Annotated in this window: 24 protein-coding genes and 1 pseudogene; 19 read left to right on the top strand and 6 right to left on the bottom strand. The window is 69.4% G+C overall.

Annotated features, from left to right (window positions below; all coding sequences use genetic code 11):
• Positions 1–16: 16 nt before the first annotated feature.
• Positions 17–1,396, top strand: coding sequence for an FAD-dependent oxidoreductase (locus ACX27O_RS24865; RefSeq protein WP_458940133.1), 1,380 nt, complete (start codon positions 17–19; stop codon positions 1,394–1,396).
• A 27-nt stretch (positions 1,397–1,423) separates the two neighbouring features.
• The gene (locus ACX27O_RS24870; RefSeq protein WP_030333071.1) at positions 1,424–2,437 is read left to right on the top strand and encodes a LacI family DNA-binding transcriptional regulator; all 1,014 of its coding nucleotides are present in this window, start codon (positions 1,424–1,426) and stop codon (positions 2,435–2,437) included.
• 149 nt (positions 2,438–2,586) lie between these two features.
• On the opposite strand, the gene ACX27O_RS24875 is transcribed toward ACX27O_RS24870, so the two are convergent.
• From ACX27O_RS24875 to ACX27O_RS24885, 3 genes are all read right to left on the bottom strand, one after another.
• Complete coding sequence (locus ACX27O_RS24875; RefSeq protein WP_357638846.1) at positions 2,587–3,543, bottom strand: carbohydrate kinase family protein; 957 nt, start codon at positions 3,541–3,543, stop codon at positions 2,587–2,589.
• Positions 3,540–4,805 (bottom strand): AGE family epimerase/isomerase, encoded by a 1,266-nt coding sequence (locus ACX27O_RS24880; protein WP_458940134.1) that lies wholly within the window; start codon positions 4,803–4,805, stop codon positions 3,540–3,542. Before ACX27O_RS24880 ends, ACX27O_RS24875 begins: the two co-directional genes overlap by 4 nt.
• 233 nt (positions 4,806–5,038) lie before the next feature.
• Positions 5,039–5,464: a nucleoside deaminase gene (locus tag ACX27O_RS24885; protein WP_030333066.1), complete on the bottom strand. Its 426-nt coding sequence runs from the start codon at positions 5,462–5,464 to the stop codon at positions 5,039–5,041.
• Between the two features lie 83 nt (positions 5,465–5,547).
• On the opposite strand from ACX27O_RS24885, the gene ACX27O_RS24890 reads away from it, so the two are divergent.
• On the top strand, positions 5,548–6,429 hold the full coding sequence (locus tag ACX27O_RS24890; protein WP_458940135.1) for an aminoglycoside phosphotransferase family protein: 882 nt from the start codon (positions 5,548–5,550) through the stop codon (positions 6,427–6,429).
• A 27-nt stretch (positions 6,430–6,456) separates the two neighbouring features.
• On the opposite strand, the gene ACX27O_RS24895 is transcribed toward ACX27O_RS24890, so the two are convergent.
• Positions 6,457–7,266, bottom strand: a complete 810-nt coding sequence (locus ACX27O_RS24895) for an Fpg/Nei family DNA glycosylase (RefSeq protein ID WP_458940136.1) — start codon at positions 7,264–7,266, stop codon at positions 6,457–6,459.
• Positions 7,267–7,684: 418 nt separating this feature from the next.
• Here ACX27O_RS24895 and ACX27O_RS24900 point away from each other — a divergent pair, with 418 nt between their 5' ends.
• The 16 genes and pseudogenes from ACX27O_RS24900 to ACX27O_RS24975 all read left to right on the top strand — a co-directional run bounded on the left by ACX27O_RS24900 (position 7,685) and on the right by ACX27O_RS24975 (position 17,298).
• A complete protein-coding gene (locus tag ACX27O_RS24900) occupies positions 7,685–7,990 on the top strand; it encodes a helix-turn-helix domain-containing protein (RefSeq protein ID WP_458940137.1) in 306 nt (101 codons plus the stop codon).
• Positions 7,991–8,295: 305 nt separating this feature from the next.
• Entirely contained in the window at positions 8,296–8,433 is a 138-nt protein-coding gene (locus tag ACX27O_RS24905; RefSeq protein WP_458940138.1) for a hypothetical protein, read from the top strand.
• Entirely contained in the window at positions 8,427–8,630 is a 204-nt protein-coding gene (locus tag ACX27O_RS24910) for a hypothetical protein (RefSeq protein WP_458940139.1), read from the top strand. The genes ACX27O_RS24905 and ACX27O_RS24910 overlap by 7 nt, the downstream gene beginning before the upstream one ends.
• Position 8,631: 1 nt before the next feature.
• Positions 8,632–9,192 carry a hypothetical protein gene (locus ACX27O_RS24915; protein ID WP_458940140.1) on the top strand — a complete coding sequence of 187 codons (561 nt, stop codon included), beginning with the start codon at positions 8,632–8,634 and terminating at the stop codon, positions 9,190–9,192.
• Between the two features lie 84 nt (positions 9,193–9,276).
• Positions 9,277–9,627, top strand: coding sequence for a hypothetical protein (locus ACX27O_RS24920; protein WP_458940141.1), 351 nt, complete (start codon positions 9,277–9,279; stop codon positions 9,625–9,627).
• A gap of 522 nt (positions 9,628–10,149) precedes the next feature.
• The gene (locus tag ACX27O_RS24925) at positions 10,150–10,785 is read left to right on the top strand and encodes a hypothetical protein (protein WP_458940142.1); all 636 of its coding nucleotides are present in this window, start codon (positions 10,150–10,152) and stop codon (positions 10,783–10,785) included.
• 47 nt (positions 10,786–10,832) lie between these two features.
• Complete coding sequence (locus ACX27O_RS24930) at positions 10,833–11,921, top strand: AAA family ATPase (RefSeq protein ID WP_458940143.1); 1,089 nt, start codon at positions 10,833–10,835, stop codon at positions 11,919–11,921.
• 124 nt (positions 11,922–12,045) lie between these two features.
• Positions 12,046–12,606, top strand: coding sequence for a hypothetical protein (locus tag ACX27O_RS24935; RefSeq protein ID WP_458940144.1), 561 nt, complete (start codon positions 12,046–12,048; stop codon positions 12,604–12,606).
• A 554-nt stretch (positions 12,607–13,160) separates the two neighbouring features.
• The gene (locus tag ACX27O_RS24940; protein WP_458940145.1) at positions 13,161–13,724 is read left to right on the top strand and encodes a helix-turn-helix domain-containing protein; all 564 of its coding nucleotides are present in this window, start codon (positions 13,161–13,163) and stop codon (positions 13,722–13,724) included.
• Between the two features lie 110 nt (positions 13,725–13,834).
• Positions 13,835–14,164, top strand: a pseudogene (locus tag ACX27O_RS24945) (recombinase family protein); the annotation flags it as partial.
• A 48-nt stretch (positions 14,165–14,212) separates the two neighbouring features.
• Positions 14,213–14,434 (top strand): recombinase family protein, encoded by a 222-nt coding sequence (locus tag ACX27O_RS24950; RefSeq protein ID WP_458940168.1) that lies wholly within the window; start codon positions 14,213–14,215, stop codon positions 14,432–14,434.
• A 53-nt stretch (positions 14,435–14,487) separates the two neighbouring features.
• A complete protein-coding gene (locus ACX27O_RS24955) occupies positions 14,488–15,708 on the top strand; it encodes a tyrosine-type recombinase/integrase (protein ID WP_458940146.1) in 1,221 nt (406 codons plus the stop codon).
• 63 nt (positions 15,709–15,771) lie between these two features.
• Positions 15,772–16,026 carry a hypothetical protein gene (locus ACX27O_RS24960; protein WP_458940147.1) on the top strand — a complete coding sequence of 85 codons (255 nt, stop codon included), beginning with the start codon at positions 15,772–15,774 and terminating at the stop codon, positions 16,024–16,026.
• A 113-nt stretch (positions 16,027–16,139) separates the two neighbouring features.
• Positions 16,140–16,685: a hypothetical protein gene (locus ACX27O_RS24965; RefSeq protein ID WP_458940148.1), complete on the top strand. Its 546-nt coding sequence runs from the start codon at positions 16,140–16,142 to the stop codon at positions 16,683–16,685.
• 110 nt (positions 16,686–16,795) lie between these two features.
• Positions 16,796–17,056, top strand: coding sequence for a hypothetical protein (locus tag ACX27O_RS24970; RefSeq protein ID WP_458940149.1), 261 nt, complete (start codon positions 16,796–16,798; stop codon positions 17,054–17,056).
• Positions 17,038–17,298, top strand: a complete 261-nt coding sequence (locus ACX27O_RS24975) for a hypothetical protein (protein ID WP_458940150.1) — start codon at positions 17,038–17,040, stop codon at positions 17,296–17,298. The genes ACX27O_RS24970 and ACX27O_RS24975 overlap by 19 nt, the downstream gene beginning before the upstream one ends.
• Before the next feature lie 40 nt (positions 17,299–17,338).
• Here ACX27O_RS24975 and ACX27O_RS24980 read toward each other — a convergent pair whose 3' ends face one another.
• Both ACX27O_RS24980 and ACX27O_RS24985 read right to left on the bottom strand, forming a co-directional pair.
• A complete protein-coding gene (locus ACX27O_RS24980) occupies positions 17,339–18,061 on the bottom strand; it encodes a hypothetical protein (protein WP_458940151.1) in 723 nt (240 codons plus the stop codon).
• A 9-nt stretch (positions 18,062–18,070) separates the two neighbouring features.
• Positions 18,071–18,511, bottom strand: coding sequence for a hypothetical protein (locus ACX27O_RS24985; protein WP_458940152.1), 441 nt, complete (start codon positions 18,509–18,511; stop codon positions 18,071–18,073).
• Positions 18,512–18,575 lie beyond the last annotated feature (64 nt).

Below are 18,575 nucleotides of genomic sequence, written 5' to 3' on the forward strand. Positions count from 1 at the left end.
GTGACAGGATGAACTCGTGGCCCAACGGCTGATCGTCATCGGCGGGGACGCCGCCGGAATGTCGGCGGCGTCCCAGGCCCGACGCCGCCGTGGTCGCGACGACCTGGAGATCGTGGTCTTCGAGCGCGGCCACTTCACCTCCTACTCGGCGTGCGGAATCCCGTACTGGATCAGCGGGCTGGTGCCCGACCCCGATGCGCTGATCGCCCGCGATCCGGAGGTCTTCCGCCGGGAGCACGCGATGGACGTCCGCATGCGCCACGAGGTCACGACCATCGACCTGGAGCGCCGCGAGGTGGTGGCCCAGAACCTGGAGGACGGCGGCGAGGTCCGTGAACGCTTCGACGACCTGATGTACGCCACCGGCGCGGTGCCGGTGAAGCCACCGTGGGCGGTCACCGACGCGCACGGGGTGTTCGGCATGCAGACCCTCGACGACGGGGCGGCGCTGCGCGACTGGCTCGACGCCGACCCTCAGCCGCGCCGGGCGGTGGTGATCGGCGGCGGATACATCGGCGTCGAGATCGCCGAGGCCATGATCCAACGCGGCCTCTCGGTGACCCTGGTGGAGGCGGGCGAGCAGCCCATGTCGACGGTGGACAGCGACATGGGCGAGCTGGTCGCCGACGCGATGCGCGGCCTCGGCATCACGATCCGGGGCAGCCTGCCGGTGACCGGCCTGGAGGAGCACAACGGCCGGGTGTCCGCCGTGGTCACCGAAGAGGGGTCGATCCCGGCCGACGTCGTCGTCCTGGGTCTCGGCGTACGCCCCAACACCGCGCTCGCCGAGGCGGCCGGGCTGCCTCTCGGGCCGACCGGAGCGATCCGGGTCGACCGCCGGATGCGGGTGCCCGGGCTCCCCGGGATCTGGGCGGCCGGCGACTGCGTGGAGACCCTGCACCGGGTCAGCGGGCTGCCGGTGCACGTGCCGCTCGGCACGCACGCCAACAAGCAGGGCCGGGTCGCCGGGATCAACATCGGCGGCGAGTACGCCACCTTCACGGGCGTGATCGGCACGGCGGTGACCAAGGTCTGCGACCTCGAGGTCGGTCGGACGGGTCTGCGCGAACGCGACGCCAAGGCTGCCGGCTTCGAGTTCGTCTCGGTGATCGCCGAGTCGACCAATCGGGCCGGCTACTACCCCGGTTCCCGGCCGATGACGGTCAAGCTGATCGCCGAGCGTCCCAGCGGCCGGTTGCTCGGCGCGCAGATCGTCGGTTGGTCCGAGGCGGCCAAACGGATCGACACGCTGGCCGTGGCGCTGTGGAACGGCATGACGGTGGACGATATGACGCAGCTGGACCTGGGCTACGCTCCGCCGTACGCGCCGGTGTGGGATCCGGTGCTCATCGCCGCCCGAAAAGCGGTCGACGCGCTCGCCGCGCTCGACCGTTGACCCGCGCCCGCCGTGGAGGACCACCCCGTGACCCAGACCCCGACCCGGCCGACGACGCGTCGGCGCCCCACCATGGTCGACGTGGCCCGGCGGGCCGACGTCAGCCTGAAGACGGTCTCCCGGGTCGTCAACGACGAGCCGGTGGGGCAGGAGTTGGTCGGCCGGGTGCTGGCCGCCATCGCCGAGCTGGGCTTCCGGCGCAACGACATCGCTCGTAACCTGCGCTCCCGGCAGCTCAACGCCACCGTCGGGCTGCTGATCGAGGAGATCGCCAACCCGTTCTACGCGACCATCGCCAGCGTCGCCGCCGAGATCGCCGCCGCCCACGGCACCATGCTTATCACCGCGTCCTCCGAGGAGGACCCGGAGCGGGAACGCGCCCTGCTCCAGGACTTCACCCAACGCCGGGTCGACGGTCTGCTGGTGGTGCCGGCGGGCCTCGACCACTCGTTCCTGCGGCGTGAGGTCGAGCTGGGCATGCCGGTGGTGTTCCTGGACCGGCCGCCGCAGGGGCTGCAAGCCGACGCCGTGCTGTTGGACAACCGGGGCGGCAGTCAGGCCGGGGTCAACGCGCTGCTCGACGAGGGGCACCGGCGGGTCGGGCTGCTGCTCGGCGCGCCGAGTGTGCCCACCATGCGTGAGCGGCTGACCGGGGCCCGGGCGGCGCTGGACGCCGCCGGAGTCGAGCCGGACGATTCGCTGGTCCGCGAACGGCTCATCGCTCCCGAGGAGGCCGGGCGGGCGGTCGCCGCGCTCCTCGACCTCCCGGAGCCGCCCACCGCGTTCTTCTGCGCCAACAACCGGCTCACCGTCGGTGCGCTCCAGGAGTTGCACCGGCGGGGCAGTGACGCCGCGCTGGTCGGCTTCGACGACTTCGAACTGGCCCACCTGATGCCCCGGCCGCTGACCGTCGTCGCGTACGACACCCGGGAGCTGGCGAGGGTCGCCACCGAGCGACTGTTCCAACGGATAGCCGGCGACGACACCCCGCCCTCCACAACGGTCCTCCCCACCACCCTGCTGAAGCGCGGCCTCCCCTAACCCCCTCCCTCCCCCGGCCCCCCACCCCACCCCACCCCACCTCACGCGCGATCTTGCGGTTTCTGTTGTCGCTTTGTCGGCATATCGCCCGTTCTGCCGGGACAGAAAGCGCAAGATCGCGGAGGTGGGGAGGGCTGGCGCGGGCAGGGTCAGGCGGGGTTGGTGGTGAGGAGGGCTTCGACCTCGGCGCGGGTGGGCGGGTTGGCGCCGCGGCGGGCGCAGGTCAACGCGGCCACCGTGGCGGCCTGCCGGAGGACCACACCCCACTGCGGCCCGGTCACCGCGGCGAGCCGGTCGGCCGGCCGGTCACCGAGCGCGTCGAGGTCGGCCAGCGCGGCCAGCAGGCCACCGGTGAACGAGTCGCCGGCACCGACAGTGTCGACCACCGTGGTCCGCACCGCCGGCTCCTCGTGCAGCGAGCCGTCGGGCGCGAGCAGCCAGGCACCCTCGCCGCCCCGGGTCACCACGGCGCAGGACACCCCGGCCGCCCGCCACTCGGTCATCACGTCGGCCAGCGACCGGTCCGGGTAGAGCCAGGCCAGATCCTCGTCGCTGGCCTTGACCAGGTGCGCGAGGCGGATCTGCCGGCGTACCCGCTCCTGCTCCGCCGCCCGGTCCGTGACGATGCTCGGCCGCAGGTTGAGGTCGATGGAGACGGTGAGCCCGTCCCGCTGGCGTTCCCGGGCGAGCAGGCCCTCCAGCACTTCCGCGCCGGGGGCCAGCGCGAGCGCGAGGGATCCGGTGTGCAACGCGACCGCCGGTGTTCCGGCCAGTTCGGGCAGCTCGCGCGGCGTCCACTGCCAGTCCGCCGCACCGGCCAGCCGGAATTCGTAGCTGGCCTGCCCGGCGGCGTTCAGCGTGGCCACCGCCACCGACGTGGGCTCCTCGGCGTGCACCGCCCACCCCAGGTCCACCCGGTTGGCGCTCAGGTGCTCGACGAGCTGCCGACCGTACTCGTCGTCGGCGAGCCGGGCCAGCAGTCGTACCGGCTGGTCGAGCCGGGCCAGTGTGACAGCGACGTTCGCCGGGGAGCCACCCGGCACCGCCCGCTGACCCTCGGCGGTGACGACCAGGTCGATCAGTGCCTCACCCGCGACGACGATCACGCGGTCACCTCCCCCGGTGCGAGCGGGCCGGGGCCACCGAGCCCGTCGGCCGCGCGGGACAGCAGTACCGCCTGGTAGGCGTGGTAGACGTCCGGTCGGCCGTGCCAGACCGTGCCGGCGGGCCGGTTCTGCGCGTCCAACTCGTGCCGCCATCCGGTCTGGTCGATGAGGCAGCGGCGGGCGTACGCCCAGAAGGCCCGGTACCAGTCGAGGTAGACCGCGTCCCCGGTGCGCCGGTGCAGGGTGATCGCCGCACCGACGGCCTCGGCGAGCACCCAGTGCATCCGGGAGCGCACCACCGGCCGGTCGTCCCAGTCGATCGTGTAAACGAAGCCGTCCGCGCCGTCGACGGCCCAGCCGCGACGCACGGCGGCGGCGAACAGGGCGCGCGCGTCGGCGAGCAGCCAGCGGGGTGGCTGCGGCAGCACCGCCTCCAGCTCCAGCAGCAGCCGGGCCCACTCCAGCCAGTGCCCGATGGTGGAGCCGTACGGCCGGAACGGGTCGGCGGGCTGGTCCCGGTTGTAGTCGGGCAGCGGCGACCAGTCGGTGGTGAAGTGTTCGGGCAGCCGCCAGTCGTGCCGGGCCGCCTCACCGTGCACGAGGTGGGTGGCGATCCGCAGGGCCCGGTCGGCCCAGCTCGCGTCGCCGGTGGCGGCGGTAGCGCCGAGGAACGCCTCGACCATGTGCATGCTGCTGTTGGCGCCCCGGTAGTCCTCGGTGACCGTCCAGTCGCGGTTCCACGACTCGCGGACCGCCCCGGCGTCCTCGTCCCAGAACCGGTCCCGCACGACGGCCAGCACGTCCGCGAGCAAGCGGTCCGCGCCGGGCCGTCCGGCGCGCGCCGCGCTGGAGGCGGCGAGCAGCACGAACGCGTGGTCGTAGCCGGCCTTGCGGTCGTTGACGGGTGCGCCCTGCTGGTCCACCGCGCTGAACCAGCCGCCGTACCGGTCGTCGCGCAGCAGCGTGCTGAGCGCGGCGACCCCGTGGTCGACCAGGGCGGCGGCGTCCGGGTCGCCGTTGCGATGGGCGAGGGCTGCCACGTGGGTCATCCGGCAGGTGATCCAGGTGTGGATCGGTTCGCTCCGATCCGGGGTGCGGTCGTCGGTCAACCACCAGAAGCCGCCCTCGGCCCGTACCGAGCGGCGGGCGGTGTCGAGCAAGGTCCGGGTCTGGTCGGCGAGGAAGTCGTCCAGATCGGGCAGGTCTGTCGACCCCGCCGGAGCGGGGGTCGTTGCGGCGTCGGATCGGGGCACGTCGGTCATCTCAGCTGGTCACCGTTGGGTAGGAAAGGGACATACGGCCAGGATCGGCGGACAGACCGGGTCCGCGCCGGGAAACCGTCAAGGGGACACCGCGAACCGGGTGCGGCAGGGAGAGGATCATGCACAATCCCTTCCCTTTTGTCCGTTGACATCGTTGTCACCGGTCAACCCTGCTCCGGCAGCCGGCCGACTGTCAATTCCGGCTGCGTCACACCACAGCGGGACAGCTTCGGTCAGTAGTAGTCGTCGATCGGCCGACGTGCCTCCTCGAACAGCGCCGGCCCCTCGTACCGGACCGGGGGCAGCGCCGGGGTGGGCGGCTTGACCTCCTCGAACTGCTCGCTGGACAGCGCGTACACCACCCGGCCGAGGCCAGACCGCTCGATCGCTGTCGCACACATCCCGCAGGGCTGGCAACTGGTGAACATGGTGGTGCCCGCAGCCACCTCGGGCGGAAGCTCCCGGGCCGCCCAGACGGCCAGCTTCAACTCCGGATGCGCGCTGATGTCCGCGTCGGAGACCACCGTGTTGTGGTCCTCGACCAGGACCACGCCGGCCGCGTCGACAAGCAGCGAGCCGAACGGCCGTTCGCCGGACGCCCCAGCCCGCCTGGCGATCTCCACGGCCTGGCGGAGAAACTTCTCGTCGTCGGGGGTCATCGATCCTCCTCGCCAATCTGCACCCGTCCACGCTAGCCACTGTGGACCGGCACAGGAACGCCGTGACAGCCCAGGAGGACCAGATGGATCTGCCCGAGGGACTTGACTGGGTACGCGGATCACCCGCCGGTCGCGCCTGGCTGGCCACCCTCCCGACGTGGCTGGCGGAGTGCGCGCAGCAGTGGTCGCTGCGACTCGACCCACCCTTCCGGTACGCGTACGCCTCGCTGGCGCTCCCCGCTCAGCTGCCCGACGGCACGGCGGCGGTGCTGAAGCTCCAGTACCCCGACGAGGAGAGCCGGCACGAGGCCGACGCGTTGGCCCACTGGGACGGTGACGCGGCGATCCGCCTGCTCGCCCACGACCCCGGGCGGCGCGCCCTGCTGCTGGAACGCTGCCAGCCCGGCACTCCCCTGCACGACCTTCCGCCGGACCGGGCGCTCGACGCGGTGATCGGGCTGCTCCCCCGGCTCTGGCGACCGGCCGGCGCGCCGTTCACCCCGCTGGCGCAGGAGGCCGCCGGCTGGATCGACCGGATGCCCCGGGCCTGGGAACGGACCGGCCGGCCGTACCAGCGGCGGCTGCTCGACGCGGCGCTCGACCTGCTCGGCGACCTGGCGTCGAGCCAGGGTGAGCAGGTGCTGGTCAACCAGGACCTGCACGCCGGCAACGTGCTCGCCGCCGACGCGCTCCCCGGCGACCGGGGGCCGTGGCTGGCGATCGACCCGAAACCGCTGACCGGGGAACGGGAGTTCTCGGTGGTGCCGATGGTGCGCGGCCCGGAGTTGGGGCACTCGCCGGCCGCCGTCCGGCACCGGCTGGACCGGCTCAGCGCCGAACTGGGGCTGGACCGGGAGCGGGTCCGGGGTTGGACGATCGGGCACACGCTGGCCTGGAGCGTCGCCGACGACGTCGTCTTTCCGCAGACGATCGAGGTGGTCCGCTGGCTGCTCGACGCCGACTGAAGCCGCCCAGCGCCGGCGGCGAGCGGCTCAACCCACCTGACAGGTACGACACCAGTAGAGGTTGCGCCCGGCAAGCTCACCACGGCTGATCTCGGTGCCGCAGATGTGGCAGGGCGCCCCGGGGCGGCGGTAGACGTACACCTCGCCACCGTGCCGGTCCACCCGGGCCGGGCGGCCCATCGCCTTCGGCAGGTGCGCGTCGCGGACCGTGTCGATGCGGCCGTGCTCCACGGCGAGCCGCATCAGCCCGACCAGGTCCGCCCAGAGCGCGTCCCACCCGGCTGCGGTCAGCTGTCGGCCGGGCATCGTGGGCGGCAGCCCGGCCCGGAACAGCGCCTCGGTCACGAAGATCAAGCCGGTGCCGGCCACCACCGACTGGTCCAGCAGCAGCGCGGCGAGGGGTGTGGCGCTGCGCGAGATCCGGGCGTACGCCCGCTGCGGGTCGGCGTCGCCGCGTAACGGATCCGGCCCGAGGCGGTCCCGCAGTGCCGCCACCTCGGGCGGGGTGAGCAGCTCACAGGCCGTGGGGCCACGCAGGTCGAGCCAGTGCCGGTCGCTGGCCAGCCGCAGCCGCACCTGGCCGACCGGCTCCAGCGGCTCCCCCGGCCCGTCGGCGAACTTGCCGTACAGCCCGAGGTGTACGTGCAGGGTCAGCTCGCCGGCGTAGTGGTGCAGCAGGTGCTTGCCGTACGCCTCGGTGCCGTCCAGCATGGTCCCGGAGAGCCGGGCCGCACCCTCGGCGAAACGACCCTGCGGGCTCGCGGCGTGCAGCTTGTCCCCGGCGAACAGCTCGGCGTGCCGGGCCGCCAGGCGGTGGATCGTGTGTCCCTCTGGCACGGGTGCCAAGCGTAGTCAGCCGTACTCACATCTGCCATCTGACCTGCTCGAACGGCGTAGTTGACCATCCCTGACGTTCTTGGCTATCAATGACACGGGTTGGCCCCGGGTTGGCCCCGTGACCTGCGTGCGTCCACTCTGGTGGTTTCGCTTGCTCGGCACCCGTGGCCCCGGCTAACCTCGTGGGGCAACACCCCCGAGGCTCTGTGACTGCCCTCGGCGCGCTGACCGACCCGCCACGCGGGACGACACCGGCGGCATGAGGGCAACGGAAGTCAGAGTCCTCTCGGTATGGGCCGCTCCGGAACTTATGCGGCGAGCACTGAGCGGGGACCAATCCGTCGTACCTAGACGGAGGCGTCCTGTGCTCGGTGTTTTTGTGTCTCTGTGGCCGGGACTCCTCCACGCGAGGAGAATCATGCGTCAGAACCTGCTCAGGCTCGGCCAGGTGGCCGACGAGCTTAACGTCAGCATTTCCACCGTGCGCCGGCTCGTCCGGCGCGGGGACCTGGCCGGCTGCAAGGTCGGCTATCAGATCCGAGTCGCCCGCGAGGACCTGGACGCCTACATCCTTCAGCAACGGGCGCAGGTGATGCAGGCGTCCGAGTGCTCGGTCGCCCCGGCGCACTGCACCCACCGGGCCAGCGGTGACCCGTGCTGCTTCTGCGAGCCACCGGCAGACCAGCCACCCGCCGGGTCTGTGTCCCACCAACGGGCCGCGTGAGGCCGTGGCCACCGGGCTAGATAGCCGCCCGGCCCCTGGCCTTGGTGCTAGCCGTTCTGCGCCGTAGAACTGCCCGCGTAGCCCATTCCCACTCCGCCGTCCCCACGGTCACTAATTGGCCGTGGGGCGACGATGACGCACGCCCAATTCCGGCCCGGAAAGAAAGATGCGCTAGAGGCCGCCAACTTCTGCAAGCTGTTTACGTGGCCCCAGGCAAACGGGCCATGCGGCCAAAGGAGGAAACAGTGAGGACACGACCCGGACGCGGTGGGTTGAGGGAAGTGGACCACACCGTAAAGGTGCGGTTGACCATCGAGCAGAAAGCCAGGCTGCGGATGCTGACGCGGCTCACCGGCAAGTCCGAGTCGGCCGTCCTGGCGGACATCTTCTCGCTGTTCTGGAAAACGCTGGGATTGACGGATACAGAGGTGAAGGAATGCTGAACGAGAACGGGCGGGCGCTAAGGCGCAGCAACATCGACAGCGCCAAGACCAGCCTGAAGCGCAGGCGGCAGAAGGTCGAGCAGGAACTGATGGACGCCCTGGAGGCAGCGGACCGGCGGCAGAGGCTGCTGCACGGCGCGGCGGAAGCGGAGCAGACGGAGCGGCTCACCGCTCGGTACACGAAGAGGGGGATCTGACATGGCCACTCCTTTCGCGGACCACCTGGCCCGCATCGAGACGGCGTACGAGCACGGCGACATCAACGACCGGCAGTACAAGCAACTGGTGGACCAGGTCAAGGAGCGGGCCAAGCCGTACGAGGACCTGGTGCGAGCCTCCGCCGACGAGCAGCTCCAGGAGGCCGAGGACTTCGAGGCGTCCCTGGTGGAGCGGTACGAGGGCATCGAGGGCCGGCTCAAGGAGATCAGCATGGCGATCGCCGGCGAGGACGACCCCGGGCGGCTGCGGGCGCTGCGGGATGAGCTGCACCGGATGCACCGCGAGGAGTTGAACCTGGAACGCCTGGCCAGCCAGCACGAGGCGGTGCGGGTACAGGCCGAGCAGGTCAAGGAACTGCCGATCGCCTTCGTCGACGCGCTGTACGACCGCTATCCGAGTCTGCTCCAGAACTTCGAGGGGTTCGGAATGCAGATCGAGCCGGTGGCGACCGGCTTCGGTCCCACCGCACCCACTGGGTTTACCAAGCTGACCGAAGAGCAGGCGCAACAGCGAGTGCCCCGCGTGCGCGGTCGCCGCTGACATCAGAAAGGCGGAGAGGGCCGGGACTGGCTCACCCGACTCCCTCCGCCTTTCCGGCACGACTCTCACCCAAGGAGATACGCAATGTCCATTGTAGCCCTGAGCCCGGCCACCAACCGGAAGGAATGGATCCCAGAGCAGTTCCGCACCGAGCAGCACGAGTGGGGCGTGGCGGTAAACACCACGGCCGACCGCGCCTGCCGCCACGGCCGGACCATTCAGCGCTGGATCAACGACCAGCGCAGCAAGGGATGGGGTCGAGTGCTCACCTTCCACAGCCTGCGGCTCAAGGTCGCCTGGCGCATCTTCGATGAGCTGCCCCGCCACAACGACCGGCGCTGGGAAGTGGTCGACGCCTCCATCTGCGACGTCCTGAACAACCCGCGTAACGGCCTGGTCGTAGTGCCGGTCGAGCGCTGCGGCACCTGCGGCTAATCGTCATCAGGGCGCGGAATGCTTGTGAGCAAACCGCGCCCTGACTCGACGGCAGGAAGGGAAGGAGGTGTGCGTGCCGTGCAGGTGCAGGTGCAGCGTAACCGGGTAGTGAACCCGAATGGCCATCTGAATACGAACCCCGCGAATAGTAGTCAGAAAGAAAGACGGAAGAGCGGGGCTGCGGCGCAGTTATGGTTAGTTGCGCAACTGGTAGAAGGGCATCAATCATGCGTGAAAAGAGTGACGCTGATTCGGCTGCAAGTGAGGCCGCGCGGGCATTGGCGCGTAAGCGCTGGGACAACGCCACGCCGGAAGACCGGGCTCGACAGGCGGAACGGATGCGCGCTGCTCAGGCCGCGCGCTGGGCTCACCGCTCTACGCCATCAGACCGCGACGAGTAAGCGTCAGGGCCGGCTCGCCACAAGCCGACCCTGGCAGGAAAGAAGGTTCTCCGTGACACAGCATAGCGCCGCCGAGTGGCGCGGCTCTGGTCCAATTCCCCGCCTCGCTCCTCCCCAGAGGATGAAGCGACGCGGGCGGCTACTGGAGTTCGTCTGCGCCTACGACTTCCACAACGAACACGGCGAGCTGATCTTTCAGAAGTTGCGGTACCGCCTGGTCGAAGGCGACGGCCGGGACAAGGAACTGTTCTACCGGCAGCCGCGCGGGGAGTACTCGTGGTCGCCGCGCAAGCCGTGGAACGCCGACGCCTACCTGTACCGGCTCTCCGACGTGCTGCGTGCGGTCCGGCAGGGCCGGGCGGTCTGGTGGGTGGAGGGCGAGAAGGACGCCGAGGTAGCGCGCCAGCACGGGCTCATCGCCACCAGCCATCACGGCGGGGCGGGCAAGGTCTACCCCGAGCAGTGCCGTTGGCTTACGGGCGCGGCTTGCGTGTACGTGGTGGCGGACCGAGACGTGCCGGGTTACTACGACGCGGCCTGCCGGCTCGACGGGCTGATGCAGTACGCCGGGCTTGCCCGGGAACAGGTCAAGGTCCTGCGAAGCCCTGCCGGTAACGACCTGGCCGACCACTACGCAGCCGGGCTCGGGCGGCGGGACTGGCGCGTGGTCAACGAGCAGTGGCTCCGCGAGCAGGCAGCCCAGCACAGCGCGCAGGTCGCGGCGCAGCACGGCTACGGCTGGTTCGGTGCGCTGTGACCCGGCCCATCACTCCGAAGACCGACCGCCGGGCGCACGTTCGGAAGATGCGGCAGGCCGCTCTGGAGCAACTGGAGACGCGGGAGTGGGCGCGGCGGAAGCACGAGGAGAAGCGGGCCGACGCGGAGTTCACCCCGCCGGACGCAGGCGGCACCCTGGCCGAGATGCTGGCCAAGCCGCAGGAGCCCTTGCAGTACACGATCAAGGAGCTGCACCCGCGCGGCGGTAGCGGGCTGATCGCGGCGCAGTACAAGGTCGGCAAGACCACGCTGATCCTCAACCTGGCCCGCAGTTGGGCTGATGACGAACCGTTCCTTGACGAGTTCGAGGTGAGCACGGACGGCGGCAACCTGGCCATCTTCAACTACGAGCTGACCGAGCAGCAGTTCCTGGACTACGCCCGGCCGTTGGGCATCCGGCACCCCGAGCGGATCAGCGTGCTGCACCTGCGCGGCAAGCGGTTCGACCTGCGCAGCCCGAAGACGCACGAGTGGGCGGCCGACTGGCTGGCGGAGCGGGACTGCACGGGGCTGATCCTGGACCCGTTCGGCGCGGCGGCCCGGCTGCGCAACGAGAACGACAACTCCGAGGCCCGCCTGTGGTTGCTGGACTGCGTGGACACGCTCAAGGCCGAGTCCGGCGTCGTGGACCTGTGGCTGCCCGCCCACACCGGGCGCGGCGAGGCTGAGGAGGGCGGCGAGCACGTCCGGGGCGCTAGCGCGGTGGATGACTGGGCCGACGTGCGATGGCTGTACACGAAGCAGTTCGAGGTTCAGGGGGACGGCCGAAGGTACGGGCAGCGATACCTGCGGGCGGACGGCCGGGGCGTGGCGCTGGCTGAGCGTCAGATCGGGTTCTCCCAGGAGGACAACTCCCTACACGTCTCCGCGATGGTCAGCCGTTCACAAGGCCGCTCTAACGGCCTGGTGTCCAGTGTGGTCAATGTCGTGGAGGCCGAGCCGGGCATCAACAGCAGCCAACTCCGGCAGCGGTTGCCCGGTGACACCAAGTACAGGAACGAGGCCATCCAGAAGGCAATCGATCTTGAACTGATCCGCGTGGAGCCGGGCAAGAACAACAGCAAGCATCACTATCCGGTGGATCTGAAGCCGGGACAGACGCGCATCTACCCCTAGCTTGTCTGGTCTGTCTGGGCCTGTCTGCCCACCAGACAGACAAGCCACCGCAAGCCTGTCTGTCTGTGTCTATACACAGACAGGCTGCGGGGCGTGCTGGGGAAACGGATAGAGGAGAGATGAGATGACCACCGAACGAAGGAAGCGGCGTACGCGCCTCGCCGCCGTGCCGCCGCCCCAGAATCCATCGGCCACTGTGGACGACACCCATGAGTCAGGGCCGCCCTTGGACAGCAAGGGCCGGGAGATGTGCACCGACCACCGCAAGGTGAGCAAGGAGACGCCGTGCCCGACCTGCCGCCGCTGCCACGCGCACAGCTCCCAGACCGCCGACCCGTGCCGCCGCTGGCCGGTCCCTGGTGGCGGTGTCTGCCTGAGTCACGGCGGCAGCGCAGCCCACGCCCGCAAGGCAGCGGCCCTCCGACTGCTCGCCCTGGCCGACCCCGCCATCGATGCGCTGGCCAAGGTCGTCAAGGACACGCCCAAAGACTCCGACCGCACCCGGGCGGCTACCGCCATCCTCGACCGGGCTGGCCTCGGGCCTAGCTCCAAGGTCGAGGTTGAAGCGAAGCGGTGGGAGGACGTGATCGAAGAAGTGTCGATCGTCAACGAGCCCGGCGACGCGCCGCCCGCCTGGCGCAAGAACCGCTACGCGCAGCCCGAAGAAGAAGACCCGGAGGACTAGGGCTGACCTCCATACGCTGCGTGCGGGGGCGGGTTACGAGTGGATCCCTGGCCCGCCCCTGCACCCCACGCCCACGAGACGGACGTATCGCGTTCGGTCGGGCGCACACGCAGCGTAAGGAGGGGCATGGCCCGGGTCATGAGCACCACGCCGCTCGTCTGCGGTCATGACTTCGTCGCGGAGGTCAAGCCCCGGGCGGGCGAGCGTATGTGGTGCTGGACCTGCTTCGACTACAGGCACGTCAGCTCCGAGCGGAAGCCAGCTGACCCCACCCCGACCAAGCCGAAGGCGACCACGACCAAGCCGGCTCCCGTCGCCCCGGACCTGACGACCGCTAGCTGTGGCAGAGGGCACGCACGTACCGCGCGGAGAACGTCTACCGGAGCCCCACCACCGGCCGCGTTCGCTGCCGGGTGTGCCGGATTGAAAGCGCCCGCAGCCGCAGGCAGCGCCAGCGAGAAACCTCCGGCGAACGCTGAACTTCATCGACGACTGTCTATTGACTGGTCATGCACGGCGCTGACCAAGCGCCACCGGAGGCCAAGGAGCCCAGCATGTCCACCAGCACCGACCACACCACCGCCCCGGCTACCGAGGCAACCGACCCCAGCCCGACCCAGACGCCCGAACCGGCCCCGGCTGCGCCCACGGCTACCCCAGCACCCGCCGAGCCCGCTGCGGCCCTGCTTCCGGGTGACCCGACGTACGGCGTCGACGTGGCCGTGCCCGAGGACACCGAGCCCCTGCCCCTGCCCACGGCCGAGGAGATGGCGGAGGCCATCGACGCCTGGCACGACGAGCAGCCGAGCCCGCTTGCCGCCGCCTGCGCGGCTGGCACCGTCCGTCTGTTCCGCCTGCGGGGCACCGGCACGACCCGCCGCCTGCCGTGGCTGACCGGTGAGGCGCTGGAGGCGGCCGAGTGGTACCGGCTGCGCTGCGACCAGGGCGCGACCGTGCGGCAGGTGGCCGAGCAGTGCGAGACCAGTAAGGCCACGGTCCGCCGCGCGCTGGCCACCCTGGCGCTCATGGACGAGATCACGGACGGCCTGCACGACGACCTGTACGCGGAGGACGTGACCGAGATCGTGTTCGGCGCCGGGGACGGGGACGACGCGTGAGCGGCCTCCCGATGATCGGCTACCTGCGGGTGAGCACCGACCGCCAGGCCGACAGCGGCCTTGGCCTCGACGCGCAGCGCAACCGCATATAGGACCACGGCGACCGGCACGGCTGGTCGCTGACCTGGATGGTGGACGACGGCTATTCCGCGGCCTCCCTCGACCGGCCTGCGCTGCGGGAGTCCCTGGCCCTGCTCGCCGCCCACACCCACGCCGGGCTCGCCGTGGCCAAGCTGGATCGACTGAGCCGCAGCGTCGTGGACTTCGCGGACACCCTGGCCACCGCCAAGAAGCAGGGCTGGTCGGTGGTGCTGCTCGACCTAGGCGTGGACACCAGCACGCCCAACGGCAAGCTCGTCGCCGGCCTGATGGCCCAGATCGCGGAGTGGGAGCGGGAGATCATTGCCCAGCGCACCCGCGAGGCCCTGGCCGCAGCACGGGCCAACGGCGTACGGCTGGGGCGGCCCCGGCAGTACCCGGCCGAGGTGGTGGCCCTGGTAGCCGATCTGGTGGGCGTAGAGGGGCTAAGCCACCGCCGGGCAGCCGCCGAGCTGTCTAGGCGCGCTGTGCCGACCGTAGGCGGTGGGCCGTGGCGGCACAGCACCGTCCGTCGCCTGCTGAACAGCTACGCCATCGACCTGGCCACCGCAGCCGCCCTCGAAGCCAGCCAATCGCGTTCGGGTGGCCGATCGCGTTCGAAGGAGAAGTGATGGTACGACCGAAGGTGTCCCGCGAAGGGACCGAGATACCGGGTGTCCGCAAGGTGACCCGCACGTACGGCGACGGGCGCAGGGTCATCACGTACGCCGTACAGGTCAAGGACGCGCTAGGCAAGCTGCGGGCGGTCGGCACCTACCCGAGCAAGGAGGAAGCCCGCCGCGCCAGCGTCGCCGCCAGAGCCGACGTGCAAGCCGGGGCGTACGTAGCCAAGAGCGCCGGTGAGGTGCGGTTTGCCGACGTGGCCGCCGCGTGGCTCAACAGCCCGCACGTTCTTGGACTGAAGCCGAGCACGCAGTACAGCTACCGCGTCATCTACGGCAAGCACTGCGCGCCGCTGCACCACGTGCACATCGGTCGCATCGGCTACGCCGAAGTCGCCCGCCTGGTGGGTGAGCTGATGGCCACGCACTCGCCGAGCACGGTCCGGCACGCGGTGCACGTGCTGCGTTGCGTGTTCGGCCATGCCGTGAAGAGTGGTTACATCAAGGCGAACCCGGCCCGCCAGGTGGCCAAGCCGAAGCTCACGAGCAGGCGGTCAGAGGTCGTCCTACAGCCGCCGGACGTGGAGCGGATTGTGGCTGCGGTGCCCGATGCGCCTGGCGACCGGCCCGACCGCTGGCGGCTGTTGGTGGAGTTGGCCGTGGAGAGCGGCTGCCGAGCCGGCGAGCTTGCCGGGCTGCGCGTGCGTCGATTGGACACCAGCGCGCGGCTGCTTTCCGTGGAGGAGACGAGCCAGGAGATCAGCGGCAAGCTGACGGCTGGCACGCCGAAGAGTAAGGCGGGTGTGCGCGTGGTGGATGACCTGAACCCGGACCTGTGCCGCCGCCTCGCCGCCCACGTCGAGGGCATGGACCCGGACGACTTCGTCTTTGGGGTAGGCGGCCAGCCGTACCGGGTGAACGACTTCAACGAGCGGGTGTGGCGGCCCCTGATGCGCTCCCTCGGGACGGTCGGCGTGCGGTTCCACGACCTGCGGCACTACCACGCGTCCGCCATGCTGCTCATCACGAAGGGCGACGTGCAGTACGTCAGCAAGCGGCTAGGGCACAGCCGGCCGTCGATCACGCTTGATGTGTACGGCCACGTGCTCGACCACGCCAAGCGTGACGTGTCGGCCGCGTTCGCCGCGCTGCGGGCCGAGGGTCGCCAACAGGCAGCCACCGCCGAGCCGACACCCGTTCAGCCAGCAGCGTCGACTACGGGGCCGATTGCGGGTGCCCTGGTCGACCTGGCCGCCGAGCGGCGCAGGCGCAGGGCGGTCTAAAGTTTTTGTGGACAAAACTTTAGAAGTTTGTGAGACTCTTCGCAGAACTTTGGAGGAGGGCTCATGGCGAACGACGCGGTGCAGAAGACCCTGGACATCCGGCTGTGGATTGACCTGACAGGCGGTGGGCACGCGAACGAGGCGCGGATGCGGCGGGTGGTCGAGAAGGTGCGGCAGGCGGCGCTGGATGCGCTGGAGGAAGAGACGCTCACGCCGAAAGAGGTTGGCGGAGAGTGGTCTCTGCACTACCCACAGTCCTGGGACGAGATCGCGCCGCTCAAGAAGCGGGGCAGAAGGCTTCCCGTGACGCGCGGGTAGCGCCCGAAGGGTTGGCATCGAGGCCGTTCCGCCGCTGGTGGGCGGCCTTCTTGCTGTGCAGCGGCAGGCAACCCGGGTGACGCCGACCAGCGAAGCTGCCACACTCATGAATCGTGGCTGAGCCGACGGTCGTGACGCGCGAGATGCTGGAGCCGATTCTCAGGAAGACGGCGAAAGGCGAGTTCGCGATGGCTCGCAGCGCCGTTCTGGACACGGCATTCCACGCGGAGCAGTTCCTGACGGATGTCGTCGCCGCCTACCTCGGGCGTCGAGTAAAGGACGTGGCCTACCTGGCAGGGTCGGTGATCGGCCCGCAGTCTGTGAACCAGCGCCTTCGGTATCTAGACGAGATCATGTCGGACGAGGGCTGGCATGACGACTTCCCTTTTGTGCTGCCCGTCTTGCGGAAGTTGTTCGAGGTGCGGAACAGCCTCGCGCACTCGTATGGCGAGTTCGGGCTGCCAGATCGTGACGGGGACGATTGGGTGTTCAGCCGTCACACGCAGCGGCGCGGCAAGTACACGCAGTTCGATGTGTCGCTCAAGAGGGTTCGGGGCGTCATGCGGTCGGCCCACCACGTGATCTATCACGACTTGGAAGTGCTCTGGGTGCGAAGCATCCCCGAGCAGTATTGGCGAGCCGCTGACATCTGGGCTTGAGCACGGCCACCCACTGCGGACAGAAAGACCACCGCCTCGGCCTGCTTCATCCATAGCCTTCTATGTGTGCCGCATAAGGGGCACTAAGCACAAGGACATAGGAGGAAGCCGTGGTCGGCGACATCGTGCACTACACCTTCGACGAGACTCAGGCGCATTGGGTCAGCCTGAGGAACCCGGGAGGGGCGCGCGGCCAGGTGCCCGGCGTCCTGCCGAAGGCCGGCGACAAACTCCCGGCGGTCGTCCTGTTCGAGTACGGCGGCAACGTGGTGGACCTGCGGGTGCAGCTCCGAGGCACCGCCAACCACTTCATCCAGAACGTGCCGCAAGGCACGGCCGGTCAGCAGGGCCGATGGGCGGCCCGGTCGTGAGCCCGGAGGAACTGGAAGCCCTCAAGACCAGCGACCCCGAACGGTACGAGGCGCTCATCAAGCCGCAGCGCGACCAGGAGCTATCCGCAGCCGCCGCGCAACGGTCCGGCCGGCTGTACGCCAGCGAGTACGACCCCTGCGTGCCCACGCCCTACGAGCGGCAGGCCAGGGCCGAACGCGAAGCAAGCCGAGCGGCCGGCGACCCCGAACCGCCGGTTTACGGGTCAAGCGGGGGTTGGTGAGCACCTGGCCGCATGTCATCTGTCATGCGGCCAGGTGCACTCAACGCCTCCAACCATATCTACGGAGTTGGCGATCAATCTGCCATCGCGCGTAGGCCGCGAATCCCTTGTCCTTACGTATCTGAGCCGCACTTCTCCGAAAGGCTGGACGATGAGAGCGGCGCGTTTCCTTCTCGTGGTCAACGGAATGGACGAGGAGTCCTCGGGTTCCGACGCGCCACTTCGCCATCTCCTTTCGGATCTTTTCGACTTCCCGAATCAGTTCGGGAAGCCCTTTGGGGCTGACGGCCGACTGGTCATAGGTGCCAAGGTCGAGTGGATACGGCGGATCCGTGTAGGGCTTGCCTTCAGCGTCCTCGTATTCGATCGTGACCGCATACTCCATCGGAAATTCTTCCCTCTTGGCATACCGATCTGGGAAGGAATCGAAGAGAAAGCTAATAGTTCGGCCAGGCGCCACCATCGGTATCGGCTCGCGGAAAACCCGAGATTCTCCCACGGCGGAGTTAGCAAAGGTCGACACCAGCGGACAGTCGAACTTGATTCGCACATCGCGAGCCATGGTCATCCCAATGTTTCGGATCGTCAGGTAGATCGCGATGCCACGGAACTCGAAATCAACGATGACGTAGGGACGAGACTGTTCCAAGCGGACTCTGCGGGCTTCCAGGACCTGCCATAGTGCGATCGGCCCAGCGACGAAGACAGCAATGAACGCGGCTACTGCCTGCCACTCGGAGCCACCCCAGGTTGAGACGTCCACGGGATGCCTTTACGCCGCGCCGCTGATCTGACGATTGATGACCGCAGCAGTAACGTCAACGGCCACGTCACGCCCCGCTGTACCGAGCCAATCAGCGGTTCGCCTCAACCACCCGCGCTTCTCCTCGTCTGGTTCCCGGTCGGCCGCTGCTGACATCGCCTGCACCAGGCGGTCTGCCAGTCCCTCGGGGGTAGGCCACAGCCCGACAGCCTGCCGAGCCGGAGGTGTCGGCCTGCCGACGCCGTGAATACCCCAGTCGGTCTCGATCACGCTGGTGAAGAAGACGCCATCGACCAGCGCTTGAAGGGACTTCTGGGCTGTCTTTTCGTCAAAGCCAGTCTGCCGCTGGATCTCCTCTATGCGGGCTTGGCCGTGGTCGCTCTCCTCAATGATCGCGAGGGCCGCCCGGAGCACCGGGAGGTCTCGTTCCTCCCACGTTGGATTCACCATGACCGACACCGTATCCAGGCGGTGCGACAGGTGCCGCTCGCCCGCGAACCGCAGGTATCGGGGC

The organism is Micromonospora sp. SD19 (assembly GCF_054462275.1).